The organism is Streptomyces sp. NPDC040718 (genome assembly GCF_055593565.1).
This window is the reverse complement of the sequence record NZ_JBVIXO010000001.1, coordinates 77,246-93,904: the sequence shown is the minus strand read 5'-3', so window position 1 is coordinate 93,904 and position 16,659 is coordinate 77,246. Positions and strand designations below refer to the sequence as shown.

Genomic DNA, 16,659 nt, shown 5'->3' with positions numbered 1-16,659 from the left:
CGGGCGGTAGACATCATGTCTATTGCCCGCCCCTTCGCGTTGTCCGAGGCTTTGACCATGCCTGAACTCCTCTCCCGTCGCGCGGCGCTGCGCGGCCTCGGTGCCGCGGGCCTGCTCGCCGCCCTCGCCGGCTGCGGCGTGCCCGCCGCGTACGTCCCGGAGGACCGGCGGCAGGCCCGGGACCTCTCGGACCGCGACCGCGCTGTCGCCTTCTCCAACTGGCCGCTCTACATCGACACCGACGACCAGGACGAGGAGAGCCGTCCGACCCTGGAGGCCTTCACCCGCAAGACCGGCATCCGGGTCCGCTACACCGAGGAGATCAACGACAACGACGAGTTCTTCGGCAAGGTCAGCCCGGCCCTGATGAACCACCAGGCGACCGGGCACGACCTGGTCGTGGTCAGCGACTGGATGGCCGCCCGCTTCGTCCACCTGGGCTGGGCCCAGAAGATGGACCGCTCGGCGCAGTCCAACGTCGCCGAGTACCTCGACCCGCAGCTGCGTTCGCCGGCCTTCGACGAGGGCCGGCTGCACACCGTCCCCTGGCAGTCCGGGATCACCGGCATCGCCTACAACCGCAGGGCGCTGGGCCGGGAGATCAGGTCCGTCAAGGACCTCTGGCAGCCGGACCTGGCGGGCAAGGTGACCCTTTTCTCGGGCCTGGACGAGTCCTTCTCCCTGCTGATGCAGGGCAACGGCACCGACGTCACCCGCTGGACCGAATCCGACTTCCACCGGATGTGCGACCAGGTCGAGAACATGGTGCGCAAGAAGCACATCCGCCGCTTCACCGGCAACGACTACACCTCCGATCTCGGCAAGGGCGACGTCCTGGCCTGCCAGGCCTACTCGGGCGACGCCATCCAGCTCAGGGCCGACAACCCCGACATCGAGTTCGTGGTCCCCGAGGAGGGAGCCGAGCTGTGGGCCGAGAGCCTGCTCGTCCCCAACCTCGCCCGGCACAAGGCCAATGCCGAGGCCCTCGTCGACCACTACTACGACCCGGAGGTGGCGGCGGAGCTCGCGGCGGCGGTCAACTACGTCTGCCCGGTGCCCGCCGCGCGCGAGGTGCTGGCCGCCTCGCCGGACAAGGAGACCGCCCAACTGGCCGAGAACCCGCTGATCTTCCCCGACGACGCGATGCGCGGACGACTCGCGGTGGCCCGGGACATCTCCTCGGCCGAACGTCCCTCCCTCGCCAAGCGCTGGAACGCCATCGTCGGGCTGTGATCATGATCTCGCGACGGAACTGAACATGTTCAGGAAATTTGCTGAACGTGTTCAGTTCTGTGTGTAGGCTCCCTTTCATGAGTGAGAGAAGCGCCCTCCAGCGGCGGATCCGTGCCTGGCTTGTGCTGTTCCTGGTCTGCCTGGTCCTCAGCGGGCTCACCGCCTTCCCCCTGGTCACCGAACTCCACTGGGCCAACGAACTGGTGTCCAACGACTGGCTGCGCCGCGTGGGCGACGGACTGGACCGCGCTGACTCCGAATACCCCTTCCTCCTCTACGGCACCGACTGGCTCGCCTTCGCCCACCTGGTGATCGCGGTGTTCTTCTACGGGGTCCACCGCGACCCGGTCCGCAACATCTGGATCGTCGAGGCCGGCATGGTCGCCTGCGTCGGCGTGATCCCCCTCGCCCTGCTCAGCGCGCCGGTCCGGGGGATCCCCGGCTGGTGGTCGGTCATCGACATGTCCTTCGGGGTCTTCGGCATCCTCCCCCTGCTCGCGCTGCGCCGCCTGATCAAGCGACTGGAGGCGCTGGAGGGAGCGGAGGGCGCCGGCTACCTGGCGAAGGCCGCCCCGACGATGCCGTAGGCCACCGGGTTCATGTCCCGCCCCTTGGCGTCGGTGGAGTTCACCGAGTAGACGAGGGTGCGGGACAGGTCGCGGGTACCGCCGATGACCGTGCTGTAGCCGTGCCGCGAGCCCGTCTTGCCGTACAGCTTCGTACCGTCCGGGAGTACGAACTCCTTCAAGCCGGCCGTCTGCACCGCCCGCGCGCCGGTCTCACTCGCGGCGTCCGGGACGCCGGGCACCGTGAACATCTCCTCCAGCTGTGCCTTCGGGACGACCCTTCCGCCGAACAGCGCCACCGTGAACCGCTCCAGGTCCGCCGTGGTCGACACCAGGTCCCCCGCGGCCCAGTTGGACGAGGAGTTCCACTCCGACACGTCCACCAGCGAACGGCCGCCGTCAGCCCGCGCCACCGCCTGGTAGCCGTGGTTGTACGGGCCCGGTATGCGGTTCTGGGTACGCGACGGGAACGAGGTGTGGCGCAGGCCCAGCGGCTTGATCACCCGGTCCCCGACGGCCTTCTCGTACGCCGTCCCCGTCACCTTCTCGATCAGCACGCCCAGCACCGTGTAGTGGATGTTGCTGTACCGCTGCTTCCCGCCCGGCCTGAACTCCGGTCCCTTCGCGACCGCGTTGGCGATCAGCGCGTGCGGATCGACCACGTCGAAACGGTGGGCGTACTCGTCCTCGAAGCCGTCCCCGGGGCCGTCGGCGGACTTCAGGCCGCTCGTGTAGTTCAGCAGCTGCCGCACCTCCACCGGCTCGAAGCCGGGCAGCAGCCCCGGGAGGTAGTCCTGCACCGGCCGGTCCAGGTCCACCTTGCCCTCGGCCGCCAGCTGGAGCACCACCGCCGCCGTGAAGGCCTTCGTCACCGACCCGGCCCGGAAGCGGGCGTCCTCCACCGCCGGCCGTCCGCTGCGGACGTCGGCCACACCCGCGCTCCCGCGCCAGCTCCCGCTCGTACCGCCCACCCGGACCAGCGCGGCGGTCGCGTCCGCGTTCCGCGCCCCGACGCCCGCGACCGCCTTCTCCAGCGCCGCCGCGTCCGGCGGCGTCGTGAAGACCGGCGGCGCGGGGGCCCGCGAGGAGACGGGCGCCGGCGCGGGAGCGGCCTGGGCGACGGCCCCCGGACCGGCGGCGACCCCCAGGACCAGAGCGGCGGCGATGAGCGTGCGCGTACGTGCCTTCATGACGGTTCCCCCTCTGCACGAGGGGCCCGCTGCCCCCCGATGACCTCAATGCTCCAGGTCAGAGGGGTGGTTGCGGATCACCATCAAGAGGGGTTTTCAGCGGTACGACAACTCACCGGCGCGAGGGAGCCGACACGCCGCCCCTCACCCTCCAGAGGGAGACACCCCGGAGGGATCCGCCGAGCCCGCAGCGATCAGGCCCGTTTCGTACGCGCAGATCACCGCCTGGATCCGGTCCCGCAGCCCCAGCTTCGACAGCACGTTCCCCACGTGCGACTTCACCGTGTGCTCGCTCACCACCAGCGCCGCCGCGATCTCCGCGTTCGACAGGCCCCGCCCCAGGTGCAGCAGCGTCTCCCGCTCCCGGGCCGTCAGCACCTCCAGCCGCTCCGCCGCACGCGAGGGCGGGGCGGAGGGCCGTGCCGTGGCCGCCGTGTACTCCTCGATCAGCCGCCGCGCCACCGACGGCGCCAGCAGGGACTCGCCCGCCGCCACCACCCGTACCGCGTGCACCAGGTCGTCCCGCCGCACGTCCTTCAGCAGGAACCCGCTCGCCCCCGCGTGCAGCGCCTCGTAGACGTACTCGTCCGAGTCGAACGTCGTCAGCATCACCGTCCGGCACGCGCTCCGCGCCGAGATCGACCGGCAGGCCTCGATCCCGTCCAGCACCGGCATCCGGATGTCCAGCAGCACCACGTCCGGGGACAGCCGCTCGACCGCGGACACCGCCGCCGCCCCGTCCCCGGCCTCCGCCACGACCTCGATGTCCTCCTGCGCGTCCAGGATCATCGCGAACCCGCTGCGCACCAGCTCCTGGTCGTCGGCCACCACCACACGGATCGTCACTTCCCCACCTCCAGCGGCGAGGTTACAAGCACCGTGAAACCCCGCCCGTGCGGACCCGGCCCCGTCCACGCAGTCCCGCCGTGCGCCGCCGCCCGCTCGCGGATCCCGATCAGCCCGTGCCCGCCCGGAGCACCGCCGGCCGGCCCCCGCCCGTCGTCCGTGACCCGCACCGCGAGCTCCCGGGGCCCGTACTCCAGGCGCACGTCCACCATCGAGGCCCCCGCGTGCTTCACCACGTTGGTCAGCGCCTCCTGCACCACCCGGTGCACCGTCGCCTCCAGCGCGGCCGGCAGCTCGCGCACCTCGCCGGTCCGCTCGTACGACACCGCGAGCCCGCTCGCGCGCACCCGGTCCACCAGCGCCGGCAGCGTACCGATCCCCGGCTGCGGAGCACGCGGAGCCGCCTCCTCCGCCCGCAGCACCCCCAGCATCGTCCGCAGCTGCGCCATCGCGTCCCGGCCCGTCTCGGCGATCGCCTCGAAGGCCGCCTCCGCACGCTCCGGGGCCCGGCGCACCGCCACCGGACCGGCCTCCGCCTGCACGACCATGATGCTGACGGCGTGCGAGAGGATGTCGTGCATCTCCCGCGCGATGCGCGCCCGTTCACGCGCCGCCGCCTGCTCGGCCTCGATCCGGTTGGCCCGCTCCAGCTGCGCCGCCCGGTCCTCCACCGCCGCCGTGTACGCCTGCCGCGTGGCCTGGAGCCGCCCGAGGGCGAACGCCGCCGCGAACACGAACAGCGAGAACAGCAGCTCCCTGGCCGTACCGGTGTTGAGCGCCACGGACACGGTGATCACCGCGACCAGCGCCCACCCCACGACCAGCCGCACCCGTGACGGCCCCACCAGCGCGACCGAATAGACGCAGATCAGCGCGGCGTACGGCAGCGGCTGCCCGGGGCCGTCCAGAGCCAGCCGGTAGACCGAACCGGCCGCGACCACCCCGAGGAGCGCCGCCACCGGCGCCCGCCGCCGCCACACCAGCGGCGCGTTGCCCAGCGTCGTCACCAGGTACGCCGTCCACGTGGCCGGCGAGTCCGCCGGGTCGCGGGGCACCACGAAGGGGATGGTCGTCGCCACCTGCACCAGCAGCGTCAGCCCCACGTCCCGCCGGCGCGGATCCGCCCGCAGGACCCGCCCGCGGAGGCGGTCTCCCAGCCCGCGCGTCACCGGCCGAGCTCGGCCCGCACGGCCGCCAGCACGTCCAGCCTGTTGGTGGTCACCGAGTCGGCCCCGGCCCGGACGACGGCGCGCATCGACCGCTTGGTGTCCGTCGTCCAGGCCGACACCAGCAGACCGTCCCGGTGCAGGGCCCGCGTCAGCTCCGGGCTCACCAGCCCGAAGCGGTAGTTGAGCCAGCGCGGGGACACGGCGTCGATCAGCACGCGGCGCGGCGGCGAGAGGGTGGTCCAGGTCAGCGCGATCTCCGCGCCGGGGTCGGCGGCGCGGACCGCGAGCATGGTGTTCGGCCCGGCGCAGTAGTACGCGCGCTCGCGCGCCCCGCACTCGCGCACCAGGTCCACGACGGTCTTCACGGCCTCGTACGTCGCACCCGGCAGGTCGATCATCAGCCGGCCGGCCCCGGCCTCCGTCAGCGCCTCGCGCAGGGTCGGGACCCGTCCGTCCGTCAGTTCCTTCAACTGCGGCGCCGTCACGGCGTCGAGCCGCACGTCGTGCCCCCAGAGCCGCTCCAGCGTCTCGTCGTGGAGCAGGACCGGCACCCCGTCGCGGGTCAGCCGTACGTCGATCTCCACCGCGTCCGCTCCGCGTGCGAAGGCGGAGCGGACGGAGGCGAGGGTGTTCTCACGGAACCGGTAGGGATCGCCGCGGTGGCCGACGGCAGTCAGATCGCTCATGCGCTCCATTCTCGGGGTCGCCGGCGATCAAGGGGAGTCAGCGGGCGAGCCATTCCGCGGTGTACGCGTCGATCTCCGCCATGAGCTTCGCCTTGCCCGCCTCGTCCAGGAAGGAGGCCTCGACGGCGTTCTTCGCGAGCTGCGCGAGGCCCCGCTCGTCGAGGTCGAGGAGCCGGGCGGCGACCGCGTACTCGTTGTTGAGGTCGGTGCCGAACATCGGCGGGTCGTCGCTGTTGATGGTGACGAGCACGCCCGCCGCCACCATCTCCTTGACGGGGTGCCGGTCGAGGTCGGTCACCACGCGGGTGGCGATGTTGGAGGTCGGGCAGACCTCCAGCGCGATCCGGTGCTCGGCCAGGTACTTCAGCAGTTCCGGATCCCGGGTGGAGCTGGTGCCGTGGCCGATGCGCTCGGCGCCCAGCTCGCGGATGGCGTCCCAGATGGTCTCCGGGCCGGTGCTCTCGCCGGCGTGCGGCACGCTGTGCAGGCCGACGGCGCGGGCCTTGTCGAAGTACGGCTTGAACTGCGGGCGGGGGACGCCGATCTCGGGGCCGCCCAGACCGAAGGAGACCAGGCCCTCGGGGCGCAGGTCGACGGCCAGGCGGGCGGTCTCGGACGCGGCGTCGGGGCCGGCCTCGCCAGGGATGTCGAAGCACCAGCGCAGGATGACGCCGAGCTCGGCCTCGGCGGCCTTGCGGGCGTCCTCGATGGCCTCCATGAAGGCCTTCTCGTCGATGCCGCGGCGGGTCGAGGAGTAGGGGGTGATGGTGAGTTCGGCGTAGCGGATGTTCTGCCGGGCCATGTCGCGGGCGACTTCGAAGGTGAGCGTGCGCACGTCGTCCGGGGTGCGGACCAGGTCGACGACCGACAGGTAGACGTCGATGAAGTGGGCGAAGTCGGTGAAGGTGAAGTAGTCGGCCAGCGCCTCGGGGTCGGTGGGGACCTTCGAGTCGGGGTGGCGGGAGGCGAGTTCGGCGACGATGCGGGGGGACGCCGAGCCGACGTGGTGGACGTGGAGTTCGGCCTTGGGCAGCCCCGCGATGAAGGGGTGCAGGTCGGGCATGGGGGCCTCCGGGAGGACACGGGTGCGGGCAGGTCGGCTTCATCGTAGGCAGGCCCCGGCCGTGTCGGTGGCAGCGCTTAGCATGGCCGTACGAGAGAGGGGGGCGCCGCATGACCGACCACAGCCCTGAACCGAGGGACCCGTGGGCGCCGCCCGAGCGGCCGACGGCCGGCCCGGGGAAGCCGCAGGGCGGGCAGCCGCCCCCGCCGGTGCCGCCGGTGCACGAGCAGCAGACGGTCGTGGGCATGCCCGGGGTGCCGCCCGCGCCCTCCGCGTACCCGCCGGCCGCCGCTCCCTACCCGCAGCCGCCGGCACCCGGGTCCGCGTACGGGTACCCGGCGCAGCCGGCTCCCGGTGCGTACGGCTACCCCGGCCAGCCGGTCCCTCCGGGCCAGCCGGGGTACCCCGGCCAGGCCGGCCACCCGGGGTACCCGGGCCAGCCCGGCCATCCCGGCTATCCGGCCTACCCCGGATACCCCGGACAGCCGGGCCAGCCGCCGTACCCGTACCCGTACGCGACGCCGCCCGCGAGCAACGGCTTCGGGATCACCGCCCTCGTGCTCGGCATCCTGTCGGTGTTCGCCTGCGCCACGATGTTCGGCGCCATCGCCCTCGGCATCGCCGCGGTCGTCTTCGGGGTGCTGGGCAAGGGCAAGGCCACCCGGGGCGAGGCCACGAACGGCGGCGTGGCGCTGTCCGGCATCATCCTCGGCGCGGTCGGCATGCTGCTGGGCATAGGCATGATCCTGCTCGTCTTCTTCGTCCCCGAGATCGACCACCTGGACGACGGCGACCCCTCGCCCTCCGTGTCCCGGGTCGACGCGCCGCGCGAGCGGGTCTGAGCGGCCCGCCGGCCCCACCCCGGCCCCCGGGTCAGAGCGGGGCGGCCGACAGGAGGGTGGGGACCATCCAGGGCCCGTCCGGGGCGGCGCGGGGGACCGGGACCCAGGCCAGCCCCACCATCCGGGGGCACGCGCAGTCCAGGTCCCCGTCCACCCCCAGCACCGGCTCTCCGGGCGCGACCTCCACCCGGAAGCACGTGGTCCACCCGGAGGGGTACGGCGCCTCGTACGCGTAGCGCACCTCCAGGGGGCGCAGCCCCGTCTCCTCGGCCACCTCCCGCCGGACCGCGGCTTCCAGGTCCTCCCCGGGCTCCACCCCGCCGCCCGGCAGCGTCCAGTACTCCGCCCCGTCGTGGAGCCCGGACGGCCCCCGGTGCCGCTCGCGCACCATCAGGACGCCGCCGTCGCGCACGATGACGGCCGCCACCCGGCGCCGTCCGGTCACGCGCTCTCCTCGCGCAGCCGCTCCCGGGCCTCCATCAGGGCGAAGCCCAGCAGGTTCAGGCCACGCCAGCGGTCAGGCCGGAGCGCCCGCTCGTCGTCCGCGGCCAGCCCGATGCCCCAGATGCGGTCCAGCGGGCTCGCCTCGACCAGCACCCGCGAGCCCGTGCCCAGCAGGTAGGAGCGCAGCGCCGGGTCGGAGCCGAACTTGTGCACGCTGCCCGCCACGACCAGCGCGAACCGCTCCCGCTGCCAGACCTCCTCGTCGAACCGGCGCACCAGCCGCCCGGCCTTCTTCGCCGCCGCCGGACTGCCGGCCTCCAGCGCGGCGCGCTCGGCCTCCGCATCCCCGAACAGGCGTGCCTTACCGGCCATCATCCAGTGTTCCGCCGTGGCGTACCGGACGTCACCCACAGTGAAGGGGGAGGGCCACCACTGGCTGAGACAGCTCGGTCCCAGGCTCCCGTCCGGCCGCGGCCGGTGTCCCCAGAACGGCAGGTACTTCACCCGCTCACCACGGCTGACCTGCTCGATCAACTTGTCGATCATCTCCATGCACGCGAGTCTGGCAGTCACCACTGACACTTCGTACGGGATTTCGGGGATGCCTCGACATATGGTCGACCGATTCCGTCGCGTAATCAAAAGGCAACAACGGAATCACTTGGCGGAGGAGAACGCCTCTGCCAGGATCGGCACTCAATTCGAGCTGTAGCTACGGAGAGCGTGAGAGCGATGGGTAACCGCTTCCAGGTCAAGGACCGCTTCGCAGACGGCGCGCAGTACATCGACGGCCGGCTCCGGTCCGGCACCTCGGGGCGGTCGCACACCGTCGTCGACCCCGCCACCGGCGACGAGGTGCTCACCTACGAGCTGGCCGGTCCGGCGGACGTGGACGAGGCCGTGGCCGCCGCCAAGCGGGCCTTCCCCGCGTGGTCGGCCGCCACTCCGGGCGAGCGCTCGGACGCACTGCACCGGCTGGCCGCCGTACTGGCCGAGCAGGCCGGGGACTTCGCGTACGCCGAATCCCTCCAGTGCGGCAAGCCCCTCAAGCTGTCGACGGAGTTCGACGTGCCGGGGACCATCGACAACACCGCGTTCTTCGCGGGCGCGGCCCGCCATCTCCAGGGCCAGGCGGCCGGCGAGTACTCGGGGGACCACACCTCCTACGTGCGCCGTGAGGCCATCGGCGTCGTCGGCTCCATCGCACCCTGGAACTACCCCCTCCAGATGGCCGCGTGGAAGATCCTCCCGGCCATCGCCGCGGGCAACACGATCGTCCTCAAGCCCGCCGAGCTCACCCCGCTGACCTCCCTTATGTTCGCCCAGGCGGCCAAGGAGGCGGGCATCCCGGACGGCGTGGTCAACATCGTCACCGGCGCCGGACGGGACGCCGGCGAGCACCTGGTCGGCCACCCCGACGTGGTGATGACGTCCTTCACCGGCTCCACCGGCGTCGGCAAGAGGGTCGCCGAGATCGCGACCGCCACCGTCAAGCGGCTCCACCTGGAGCTCGGCGGCAAGGCCCCGTTCGTCGTCTTCGACGACGCCGACGTGGAGGCCGCCGCCCACGGCGCGGTCGCCGCCTCGCTCATCAACACCGGCCAGGACTGCACCGCCGCCACCCGCGCCTACGTGCAGCGCCCGCTCCACGACGCGTTCACCGCCCGGGTCGCGGAGCTGATGGAGACCGTCCGCCTGGGCGACCCCTTCGCGCCCGCCACCGACCTCGGCCCGCTCGTCTCGCACGCCCAGCGCGACCGGGTCGCCGCGTTCGTCGAGCGCGCCCGCTCGTACGCCACGGTCGTCACCGGCGGCGAGATCCCGGGCGGCGACCTGGCCGCGGGCGCCTACTACCGGCCGACGCTGATCTCCGGGGCCGCGCAGGACAGCGAGGTCGTCCAGTCCGAGATCTTCGGCCCGGTCCTGGTCGTCCTGCCCTTCGACACCGATGACGAGGGACTGGCCCTGGCCAACGACACCCCTTACGGGCTCGCGGCCTCCGCCTGGACCCGCGACCTCTACCGGGCGAACCGCGCCACCCGCGAGCTCAAGGCGGGCTGCGTCTGGGTCAACGACCACATCCCGATCATCAGCGAGATGCCGCACGGCGGATACAAGGCGAGCGGCTTCGGGAAGGACATGAGCGCCTACTCGTTCGAGGAGTACACGCAGGTCAAGCATGTGATGTTCGACAACACCGCGGTGGCCGCGAAGGACTGGCACCGCACCATCTTCGGGGACCGGTAGCAGACGCACGCCGCCTGACCAGTGGCCATCCCTCCCGAAAGGGCAACGCGCATGGAGCAGTTCGAGCCCGACCGCCTCTCGGCGGCGCAGACCGCCGCGATGCGGCGAAGCCTCACCAGCGGGCGCGGCGCCCTCACCCGCCGCTCGCTGCTGCGCGCCTCCGGAGTCGGGGCGCTCACCCTGGGCGGCCTCTCCGCCCTCACCGCCTGCGGCATCCCGCCCGCCAAGCGCGAGGGCGGGGCCGTGGCGTCCGACGACCACTCGGACCAGGAGAAGGAGATCAACTTCTCCAACTGGACCGAGTACATGGACACCAGCGACGACGAGAAGACCCGTCCCACGCTGGACGAGTTCACCAAGCGGACCGGGATCCAGGTCAAGTACACCGAGGACATCAACGACAACGTCGAGTTCTTCGGCAAGATCCGCCCGCAGCTCGCCGCCGGCCAGGACACCGGCCGCGACCTCATCGTCGTCACCGACTGGCTCGCCGCCCGCATCATCCGCCTCGGCTGGGCGCAGAAGCTCGACCCCTCCCACCTCCCGCACGCCTACGCCAACCTGATCCCGCAGTTCCGCAACCCCGACTGGGACCCGGGCCGCGCCCACAGCTACCCGTGGACCGGCATCGACACCGTCATCGCCTACAACTCCAAGGCCACCGACGGGAAGAAGGTCGACTCCGTCACCCAGCTCCTCGACGACCCCTCCCTCAAGGGCCGCGTCGGCTTCCTCACCGAGATGCGCGACAGCGTCGGCATGACCCTGCTCGACCAGGGCAAGAACCCCGCGAACTTCACCACCGCGGACTACGACGCCGCGATCGGCCGGCTCCAGAAGGGCGTGGACACCAAGCAGATCCGCCGCTTCACCGGCAACGACTACACCGCCGACCTGGACAAGGGCGACCTGGCGGCCTGTCTCGCCTGGGCGGGCGACGTCATCCAGCTCCAGGCCGGCAACCCGGACATCAAGTACGCGATCCCGGCCGCCGGTTACATCACCTCCAGCGACAACCTGCTCGTCCCCGTCAAGGCCCGGCACAAGGCCAACGCCGAGAAGCTCATCGACTACTACTACGAGCCCGGGGTCGCGGCCCAGCTGGCCGCCTTCATCAGCTACGTGTGCCCCGTCGAAGGCGTCAAGGAAGAGCTCGCCAAGATCGACCCGGCCCTCGCGGACAACCCGCTGATCGTCCCGGACAAGGAGATGGCCGCCAAGGCCCACGCCTTCCGCTCGCTCACCAGCGAGGAAGAGACGGCGTACGAGGAGAAGTTCGCCAAGCTCATCGGCGCCTGACCGGACCCACGCACCGGCACCCCCACCCGCGCCCCGTCCCCTTCCCACGACACACCACCGAAGGCCCAGGCCCATGACCGACAAGACCGCGAGCGGCGACGTCCGCCTCGCCGGGATCAGCAAGCACTACGGATCCTTCACCGCGGTGCACCCGCTGGACCTCACCATCCCCCAGGGCTCCTTCTTCGCCCTGCTCGGCGCCTCGGGCTGCGGGAAGACCACCACCCTGCGCATGATCGCCGGCCTGGAGGAGCCCTCCACCGGCACGGTCGGCCTCGGCGACCGCGAGGTCACCCACCTGCCGCCGTACAAGCGCCCGGTGAACACCGTCTTCCAGAGCTACGCGCTGTTCCCGCACATGGACATCTTCGAGAACATCGCCTTCGGCCTGCGCCGCCGCGGCGTCAAGTCGGTCAAGAAGCAGGTCGACGAGATGATCGACCTGGTCCAGCTCGGCGAGCACGCCCGCAAGAAGCCCCACCAGCTCTCCGGCGGCCAGCAGCAGCGCGTGGCCGTCGCCCGCGCCCTGATCAACCACCCCCAGGTACTGCTGCTCGACGAGCCGCTCGGTGCCCTCGACCTCAAGCTGCGCCGCCAGATGCAGCTGGAGCTCAAGCGGATCCAGACCGAGGTGGGCATCACCTTCGTGCACGTCACGCACGACCAGGAGGAGGCCATGACCATGGCCGACACGGTCGCCGTGATGAACGGCGGCCGCGTCGAGCAGCTGGGCGCCCCCGCCGAGCTGTACGAGAACCCGCGCACCACCTTCGTCGCCAACTTCCTCGGCACCTCGAACCTCATCGAGGCCTCCGTCGAGTCCACCGGGTCCGACGTGACCGTCTCGGCCTCCGGCACCACCCTCCGGCTGCCCGCCGCCCGATGTTCGACCACGCCCCGCGCGGGCGGGAAGCTCCTCGTCGGCGTGCGCCCGGAGAAGATCTCCCTGGTCCCGGCGGCCGACGAGCACACCATCGCGACCGGCCGGAACAAGGTCGCGGGCAAGATCGCCGACTCCTCCTTCATCGGCGTCTCCACGCAGTTCGTCATCGACAGCCGGGCCTGCCCCGAGCTGGAGGTGTACGTCCAGAACATCGAGCGGGACGCCCGCCTCGTCCCCGGCGCCGACGTGGTCCTGCACTGGAACCCCGAGCACACCTTCGGCCTGGACGCCGCCCAGTCCATGCTTGCGGGGACGATGGGCGAGGCCGGCATCGAGACGGTCGAGGAGAGCGCATGACGGCCACCGCGGCGCCCCCCGAGGCCCCCGCACCCGCCGGGCCCCCGGTCCACAGGGCGTCCCTGAAGAAGCGCCTCGTCCCGTACTGGCTGCTGCTCCCCGGCATCGTCTGGCTGCTCGTCTTCTTCGTGCTGCCGATGATCTACCAGGCCTCCACCTCGGTGCAGACCGGCTCGCTCGAAGAGGGCTTCGAGGTCACCTGGCACTTCCAGACCTACTGGGACGCCCTGACCGAGTACCTCCCGCAGTTCCTGCGCTCCCTGCTCTACGCCGGCACCGCGACCGCGCTGTGCCTGCTGCTCGGCTACCCGCTGGCCTACCTGATCGCCTTCAAGGCGGGCCGCTGGCGCAACCTGCTGCTGGTCCTCGTCATCGCCCCCTTCTTCACCAGCTTCCTGATCCGCACGCTGGCCTGGAAGACGATCCTGGCCGACGGCGGCCCGGTGGTCGGCGCCCTCAACGCCGTCGGCTTCCTCGACGTCACCAGCTGGCTCGGCATGACCGAGGGGGACCGCGTCCTGGCCACACCGCTCGCGGTGGTCTGCGGGCTGACGTACAACTTCCTCCCCTTCATGATCCTGCCGCTCTACACCTCGCTGGAGCGCATCGACACCCGCCTCCACGAGGCCGCCGGCGACCTCTACGCCACTCCCGCCACCGTGTTCCGCAAGGTGACCTTCCCGCTCTCGATGCCGGGCGTGGTTTCCGGGACCCTGCTCACCTTCATCCCGGCGAGCGGCGACTACGTCAACGCCGAACTGCTCGGCTCCACCGACACCCGGATGATCGGCAACGTCATCCAGTCGCAGTACCTGCGGATCCTCGACTACCCGACAGCGGCCGCGCTGTCCTTCATCCTCATGGCCATCGTGCTGATCATGGTCACCATCTACATCCGCCGAGCGGGGACGGAGGACCTGGTCTGATGCGTTGGCTCCGCCGCAATCTCGTGGTCATCGCGGGCCTCGCCACGCTCGCGTACATGATCCTGCCGAACGTCGTCGTGACGGTGTTCTCCTTCAACAACCCCACCGGGCGGTTCAACTACGCCTGGCAGGAGTTCTCCCTCGACGCCTGGAAGGACCCCTGCGGGGTCGCCGACATGTGCGGCTCCCTCGCCCTGTCCCTCCAGATCGCCCTGTGGGCCACCATCGGCGCCACCGTCCTCGGCACCGCCATAGCCTTCGCGCTCGTCCGGTACCGGTTCCGGGCGCGCGGCGCGGTGAACTCGCTGATCTTCCTGCCGATGGCCATGCCCGAGATCGTGATGGCGGCCTCGCTGCTCGCCCTCTTCCTCAACATGGGCATCCAGCTGGGCTTCTGGACGATCCTCATCGCCCACGTGATGTTCTGCCTCAGCTTCGTCGTCGCTGCCGTCAAGGCACGCGTCCTGTCCATGGACCCGCGCCTGGAGGAGGCCGCCCGAGACCTCTACGCCGGACCGGTGCAGACCTTCCTCAGGGTCACGCTGCCGATCGCGGCCCCCGGTATCGCGGCGGGCGCGCTGCTGTCCTTCGCGCTCTCCTTCGACGACTTCATCATCACCAACTTCAACTCGGGCAACACCGTCACCTTCCCCATGTTCGTCTGGGGATCGGCCCAGCGCGGTACGCCCGTCCAGATCAACGTCATCGGCACGGCGATGTTCGTCATCGCGGTGCTGGTGGTCCTCGTCGGCCAGTGGGCCGGCAACCGCCGCAAGAAGGCACAACCGAAGTAGACCCCGTAGGGAGTTGGAAGCCATGGCCCCAGTCGCCATGCGTAGTGTTGCGAAATCCCTTTCCGAAGCGAAGCCGGTCTCGTACTGGCTGGACGACCCCGGCCGCCCGGCGCCGCAGCCGGCCCTCACCTCCGACGAGCGCTGCGACCTGCTGGTCGTCGGAGGCGGTTACAGCGGCCTGTGGACCGCGCTGATCGCCAAGGAGCGCGACCCCGGCCGGGACGTCGTACTGATCGAGAGCAAGGAGGCGGGCTGGGCCGCCTCCGGCCGCAACGGCGGATTCTGCGCGGCCTCCCTCACCCACGGCCTGGCCAACGGCATGGCCCGCTGGCCGGGCGAGCTGGCCAGGCTGGAGGAGCTGGGCGCCCGCAACCTCGACGCCATCGAGGAGGCCGTCGCCCGCTACGGCATCGACTGCGACTTCGAGCGCACCGGCGAGATCGACGTGGCCACCGAGCCGCACCAGGTAGAGGAACTGCGGGAACTGCACGAGGAGGCCGTCAAGCTCGGCCTCGGTGAGGGCTCCGAATGGTTGGAGGGCGAGGCCCTGCGCGCGGAGGTGAACTCGCCGACCTTCCTCGCGGGCCTGTGGGACCGCGACGGCGTCGCCATGCTCAACCCCGCCAAGCTGGCCTGGGGCCTGAAGCGGGCCTGCCTGGAGCAGGGCGTGCGGATCTACGAGAACACGCGCGGCCTGAAGATGGCGCAGGCCGGCCCCGGGATGACGGTGGAAACCCCCTACGGCACGATCCTCGCCCGCCGGGTCGCCCTGGGCACCAACATCTTCCCGTCGCTGGTGCGCAGGATCCGCCCCTTCACCGTCCCGGTCTACGACTACGCGCTGATGACCGAGCCGCTGGACGAGGAGCAGCTGGCCTCGATCGGCTGGAAGAACCGCCAGGGGCTCGGCGACAGCGCCAACCAGTTCCACTACTTCCGGATCACCAAGGACAACCGGATCCTGTGGGGCGGCTACGACGCGGTCTACCCCTACCGGGGCAAGCTCGACTCGGAGTACGACCACCGCCCCGAGACCTACCTCAAGCTCGCCGAGCACTTCTTCACCGCCTTCCCCCAGCTGGAGGGGGTGCGCTTCAGCCACGCCTGGGGCGGGGCCATCGACACCTGCTCCCGCTTCTCGGCCTTCTTCGGCACCGCGCACCGCGGCAGGGTGGCCTACGCCGCCGGCTACACCGGGCTGGGCGTGGGCGCCACCCGCTTCGGCGCGGACGTGATGCTCGACCTGCTGGACGGCCTGTCCACCGAGCGCACCCGGCTGGAGATGGTGAAGTCCAAGCCCATGCCGTTTCCGCCGGAGCCGTTCGCCTGGACCGGGATCGCCCTCACGAAGTGGTCGCTGGCCCGCGCCGACGCCCGGGGCGGCCACCGCAACCTGTGGCTGAAGACGCTGGACCGCCTCGGGCTCGGCTTCGACAGCTGACGCCTCCACGCCCGCACGCCCGTACGTCCGTACGCCCCGGCGCACGCCGTCGGTCCGCCCCGTGACCCGCTTCACCTCCATGGAGTAGCGCAACCCGCGTCATAGCCCCGCCCGGCCCCGCTCTCTCCCGGTGAGGACCCTCACCGCGACGAGACGAACGGAGGCCGGGCGATGACGCTCCCGGGAGCGAGGACCGCAGTGGAATGGCTGGTCGGGGCGGCGCCGGATCCCGACGCCTGCCGGTGGGAGTGGGAGCGCAACCCCCTCGGGGTCGCCCTGCTGCCCGCCGGCCGGCACTGGGACGTGCTGATCGCGCCCGGGGAGCTGGGGCAGGGGGCCCTCGGCGTACTGCGCCTGCTGCCCGGCCCGCCCGGCCCGGTGCTCGCGGACTTCGGCGACGCCCGCGTGGGCTTCTTCGTGCCCCCGGGCACGGCCTCCCGCTGGATCGGCACGGGCGTACGGGGAGCGGGGCGCGGGAGCTGGATCGCGGTCCCGTACCCCGGCAGGGCCACCGGCGGCCCGCGCTGGCTGGAACTCCCCGACGGCCGGGGCACCCTGACCGACCCGGCGCTCCTGGAGCTCGCGCTGCACGAGGCGGCGGCCAGTGCCCTGACGGGGGAGGGGCGAGGGGTCCGCGCGAAGCCTTGACAAGGGGATTGGTCTGGACCATCTT

General features: G+C 71.5%; 17 protein-coding genes. 10 read left to right on the top strand and 7 right to left on the bottom strand.

Annotated features, from left to right (window positions below):
• Positions 1 to 57 precede the first annotated feature (57 nt).
• A complete protein-coding gene (locus ACZ597_RS00385; RefSeq protein ID WP_471323026.1) occupies positions 58 to 1,233 on the top strand; it encodes a polyamine ABC transporter substrate-binding protein in 1,176 nt (391 codons plus the stop codon).
• A 77-nt stretch (positions 1,234 to 1,310) separates the two neighbouring features.
• A complete protein-coding gene (locus ACZ597_RS00380; protein WP_471323023.1) occupies positions 1,311 to 1,820 on the top strand; it encodes a hypothetical protein in 510 nt (169 codons plus the stop codon).
• Here the strand turns inward: ACZ597_RS00380 and ACZ597_RS00375 are convergent.
• The 5 genes from ACZ597_RS00375 to ACZ597_RS00355 all read right to left on the bottom strand — a co-directional run bounded on the left by ACZ597_RS00375 (position 1,787) and on the right by ACZ597_RS00355 (position 6,753).
• The gene (locus ACZ597_RS00375; RefSeq protein ID WP_471323020.1) at positions 1,787 to 2,989 is read right to left on the bottom strand and encodes a serine hydrolase domain-containing protein; all 1,203 of its coding nucleotides are present in this window, start codon (positions 2,987 to 2,989) and stop codon (positions 1,787 to 1,789) included. The genes ACZ597_RS00380 and ACZ597_RS00375 overlap by 34 nt on opposite strands.
• Before the next feature lie 144 nt (positions 2,990 to 3,133).
• Entirely contained in the window at positions 3,134 to 3,835 is a 702-nt protein-coding gene (locus tag ACZ597_RS00370; RefSeq protein ID WP_471323017.1) for a response regulator, read from the bottom strand.
• Positions 3,832 to 5,004, bottom strand: a complete 1,173-nt coding sequence (locus ACZ597_RS00365; protein WP_471323014.1) for a sensor histidine kinase — start codon at positions 5,002 to 5,004, stop codon at positions 3,832 to 3,834. Before ACZ597_RS00365 ends, ACZ597_RS00370 begins: the two co-directional genes overlap by 4 nt.
• Positions 5,001 to 5,690: a glycerophosphodiester phosphodiesterase gene (locus ACZ597_RS00360; protein WP_471323011.1), complete on the bottom strand. Its 690-nt coding sequence runs from the start codon at positions 5,688 to 5,690 to the stop codon at positions 5,001 to 5,003. Before ACZ597_RS00360 ends, ACZ597_RS00365 begins: the two co-directional genes overlap by 4 nt.
• Before the next feature lie 37 nt (positions 5,691 to 5,727).
• Positions 5,728 to 6,753: an adenosine deaminase gene (locus ACZ597_RS00355; RefSeq protein WP_471323008.1), complete on the bottom strand. Its 1,026-nt coding sequence runs from the start codon at positions 6,751 to 6,753 to the stop codon at positions 5,728 to 5,730.
• A gap of 110 nt (positions 6,754 to 6,863) precedes the next feature.
• Between ACZ597_RS00355 and ACZ597_RS00350 the strand changes: the two genes are divergently transcribed.
• Positions 6,864 to 7,595: a DUF4190 domain-containing protein gene (locus tag ACZ597_RS00350; RefSeq protein WP_471323005.1), complete on the top strand. Its 732-nt coding sequence runs from the start codon at positions 6,864 to 6,866 to the stop codon at positions 7,593 to 7,595.
• A 31-nt stretch (positions 7,596 to 7,626) separates the two neighbouring features.
• Here the strand turns inward: ACZ597_RS00350 and ACZ597_RS00345 are convergent, their stop codons facing one another.
• Together ACZ597_RS00345 and ACZ597_RS00340 are read right to left on the bottom strand one after the other, a co-directional pair.
• On the bottom strand, positions 7,627 to 8,040 hold the full coding sequence (locus ACZ597_RS00345; protein ID WP_471323002.1) for an NUDIX domain-containing protein: 414 nt from the start codon (positions 8,038 to 8,040) through the stop codon (positions 7,627 to 7,629).
• The gene (locus tag ACZ597_RS00340; RefSeq protein ID WP_471322999.1) at positions 8,037 to 8,591 is read right to left on the bottom strand and encodes an NADAR family protein; all 555 of its coding nucleotides are present in this window, start codon (positions 8,589 to 8,591) and stop codon (positions 8,037 to 8,039) included. The genes ACZ597_RS00345 and ACZ597_RS00340 overlap by 4 nt, the downstream gene beginning before the upstream one ends.
• A gap of 180 nt (positions 8,592 to 8,771) precedes the next feature.
• Between ACZ597_RS00340 and ACZ597_RS00335 the strand changes: the two genes are divergently transcribed.
• From ACZ597_RS00335 to ACZ597_RS00305, 7 genes are all read left to right on the top strand, one after another.
• Positions 8,772 to 10,286, top strand: a complete 1,515-nt coding sequence (locus tag ACZ597_RS00335; protein WP_471322996.1) for a gamma-aminobutyraldehyde dehydrogenase — start codon at positions 8,772 to 8,774, stop codon at positions 10,284 to 10,286.
• A 51-nt stretch (positions 10,287 to 10,337) separates the two neighbouring features.
• On the top strand, positions 10,338 to 11,585 hold the full coding sequence (locus ACZ597_RS00330; RefSeq protein ID WP_471322994.1) for a polyamine ABC transporter substrate-binding protein: 1,248 nt from the start codon (positions 10,338 to 10,340) through the stop codon (positions 11,583 to 11,585).
• Positions 11,586 to 11,658: 73 nt separating this feature from the next.
• Positions 11,659 to 12,825, top strand: a complete 1,167-nt coding sequence (locus ACZ597_RS00325; protein ID WP_471322991.1) for an ABC transporter ATP-binding protein — start codon at positions 11,659 to 11,661, stop codon at positions 12,823 to 12,825.
• Entirely contained in the window at positions 12,822 to 13,751 is a 930-nt protein-coding gene (locus ACZ597_RS00320) for an ABC transporter permease (RefSeq protein WP_471322988.1), read from the top strand. The genes ACZ597_RS00325 and ACZ597_RS00320 overlap by 4 nt, the downstream gene beginning before the upstream one ends.
• Positions 13,751 to 14,545 (top strand): ABC transporter permease, encoded by a 795-nt coding sequence (locus ACZ597_RS00315; protein ID WP_471322985.1) that lies wholly within the window; start codon positions 13,751 to 13,753, stop codon positions 14,543 to 14,545. Before ACZ597_RS00320 ends, ACZ597_RS00315 begins: the two co-directional genes overlap by 1 nt.
• Positions 14,546 to 14,567: 22 nt before the next feature.
• Positions 14,568 to 15,986 (top strand): NAD(P)/FAD-dependent oxidoreductase, encoded by a 1,419-nt coding sequence (locus ACZ597_RS00310; RefSeq protein WP_471322982.1) that lies wholly within the window; start codon positions 14,568 to 14,570, stop codon positions 15,984 to 15,986.
• A gap of 171 nt (positions 15,987 to 16,157) precedes the next feature.
• Positions 16,158 to 16,634, top strand: a complete 477-nt coding sequence (locus ACZ597_RS00305) for a hypothetical protein (RefSeq protein ID WP_471322980.1) — start codon at positions 16,158 to 16,160, stop codon at positions 16,632 to 16,634.
• Positions 16,635 to 16,659: the final 25 nt, after the last annotated feature.

Excerpts from the sequence above, each read along its gene's own strand:
- ACZ597_RS00340 (WP_471322999.1), bottom strand. The coding sequence starts at position 8,591 with ATGGAGATGATCGACAAGTTGATCGAGCAGGTCAGCCGTGGTGAGCGG.
- ACZ597_RS00375 (WP_471323020.1), bottom strand. The coding sequence starts at position 2,989 with ATGAAGGCACGTACGCGCACGCTCATCGCCGCCGCTCTGGTCCTGGGG.
- ACZ597_RS00355 (WP_471323008.1), bottom strand. The coding sequence starts at position 6,753 with ATGCCCGACCTGCACCCCTTCATCGCGGGGCTGCCCAAGGCCGAACTC.
- ACZ597_RS00325 (WP_471322991.1), top strand. The coding sequence starts at position 11,659 with ATGACCGACAAGACCGCGAGCGGCGACGTCCGCCTCGCCGGGATCAGC.
- ACZ597_RS00320 (WP_471322988.1), top strand. The coding sequence starts at position 12,822 with ATGACGGCCACCGCGGCGCCCCCCGAGGCCCCCGCACCCGCCGGGCCC.
- ACZ597_RS00350 (WP_471323005.1), top strand. The coding sequence starts at position 6,864 with ATGACCGACCACAGCCCTGAACCGAGGGACCCGTGGGCGCCGCCCGAG.
- ACZ597_RS00305 (WP_471322980.1), top strand. The coding sequence starts at position 16,158 with ATGACGCTCCCGGGAGCGAGGACCGCAGTGGAATGGCTGGTCGGGGCG.
- ACZ597_RS00310 (WP_471322982.1), top strand. The coding sequence starts at position 14,568 with ATGGCCCCAGTCGCCATGCGTAGTGTTGCGAAATCCCTTTCCGAAGCG.
- ACZ597_RS00315 (WP_471322985.1), top strand. The coding sequence starts at position 13,751 with ATGCGTTGGCTCCGCCGCAATCTCGTGGTCATCGCGGGCCTCGCCACG.
- ACZ597_RS00360 (WP_471323011.1), bottom strand. The coding sequence starts at position 5,690 with ATGAGCGATCTGACTGCCGTCGGCCACCGCGGCGATCCCTACCGGTTC.
- ACZ597_RS00335 (WP_471322996.1), top strand. The coding sequence starts at position 8,772 with ATGGGTAACCGCTTCCAGGTCAAGGACCGCTTCGCAGACGGCGCGCAG.
- ACZ597_RS00385 (WP_471323026.1), top strand. The coding sequence starts at position 58 with ATGCCTGAACTCCTCTCCCGTCGCGCGGCGCTGCGCGGCCTCGGTGCC.
- ACZ597_RS00380 (WP_471323023.1), top strand. The coding sequence starts at position 1,311 with ATGAGTGAGAGAAGCGCCCTCCAGCGGCGGATCCGTGCCTGGCTTGTG.
- ACZ597_RS00330 (WP_471322994.1), top strand. The coding sequence starts at position 10,338 with ATGGAGCAGTTCGAGCCCGACCGCCTCTCGGCGGCGCAGACCGCCGCG.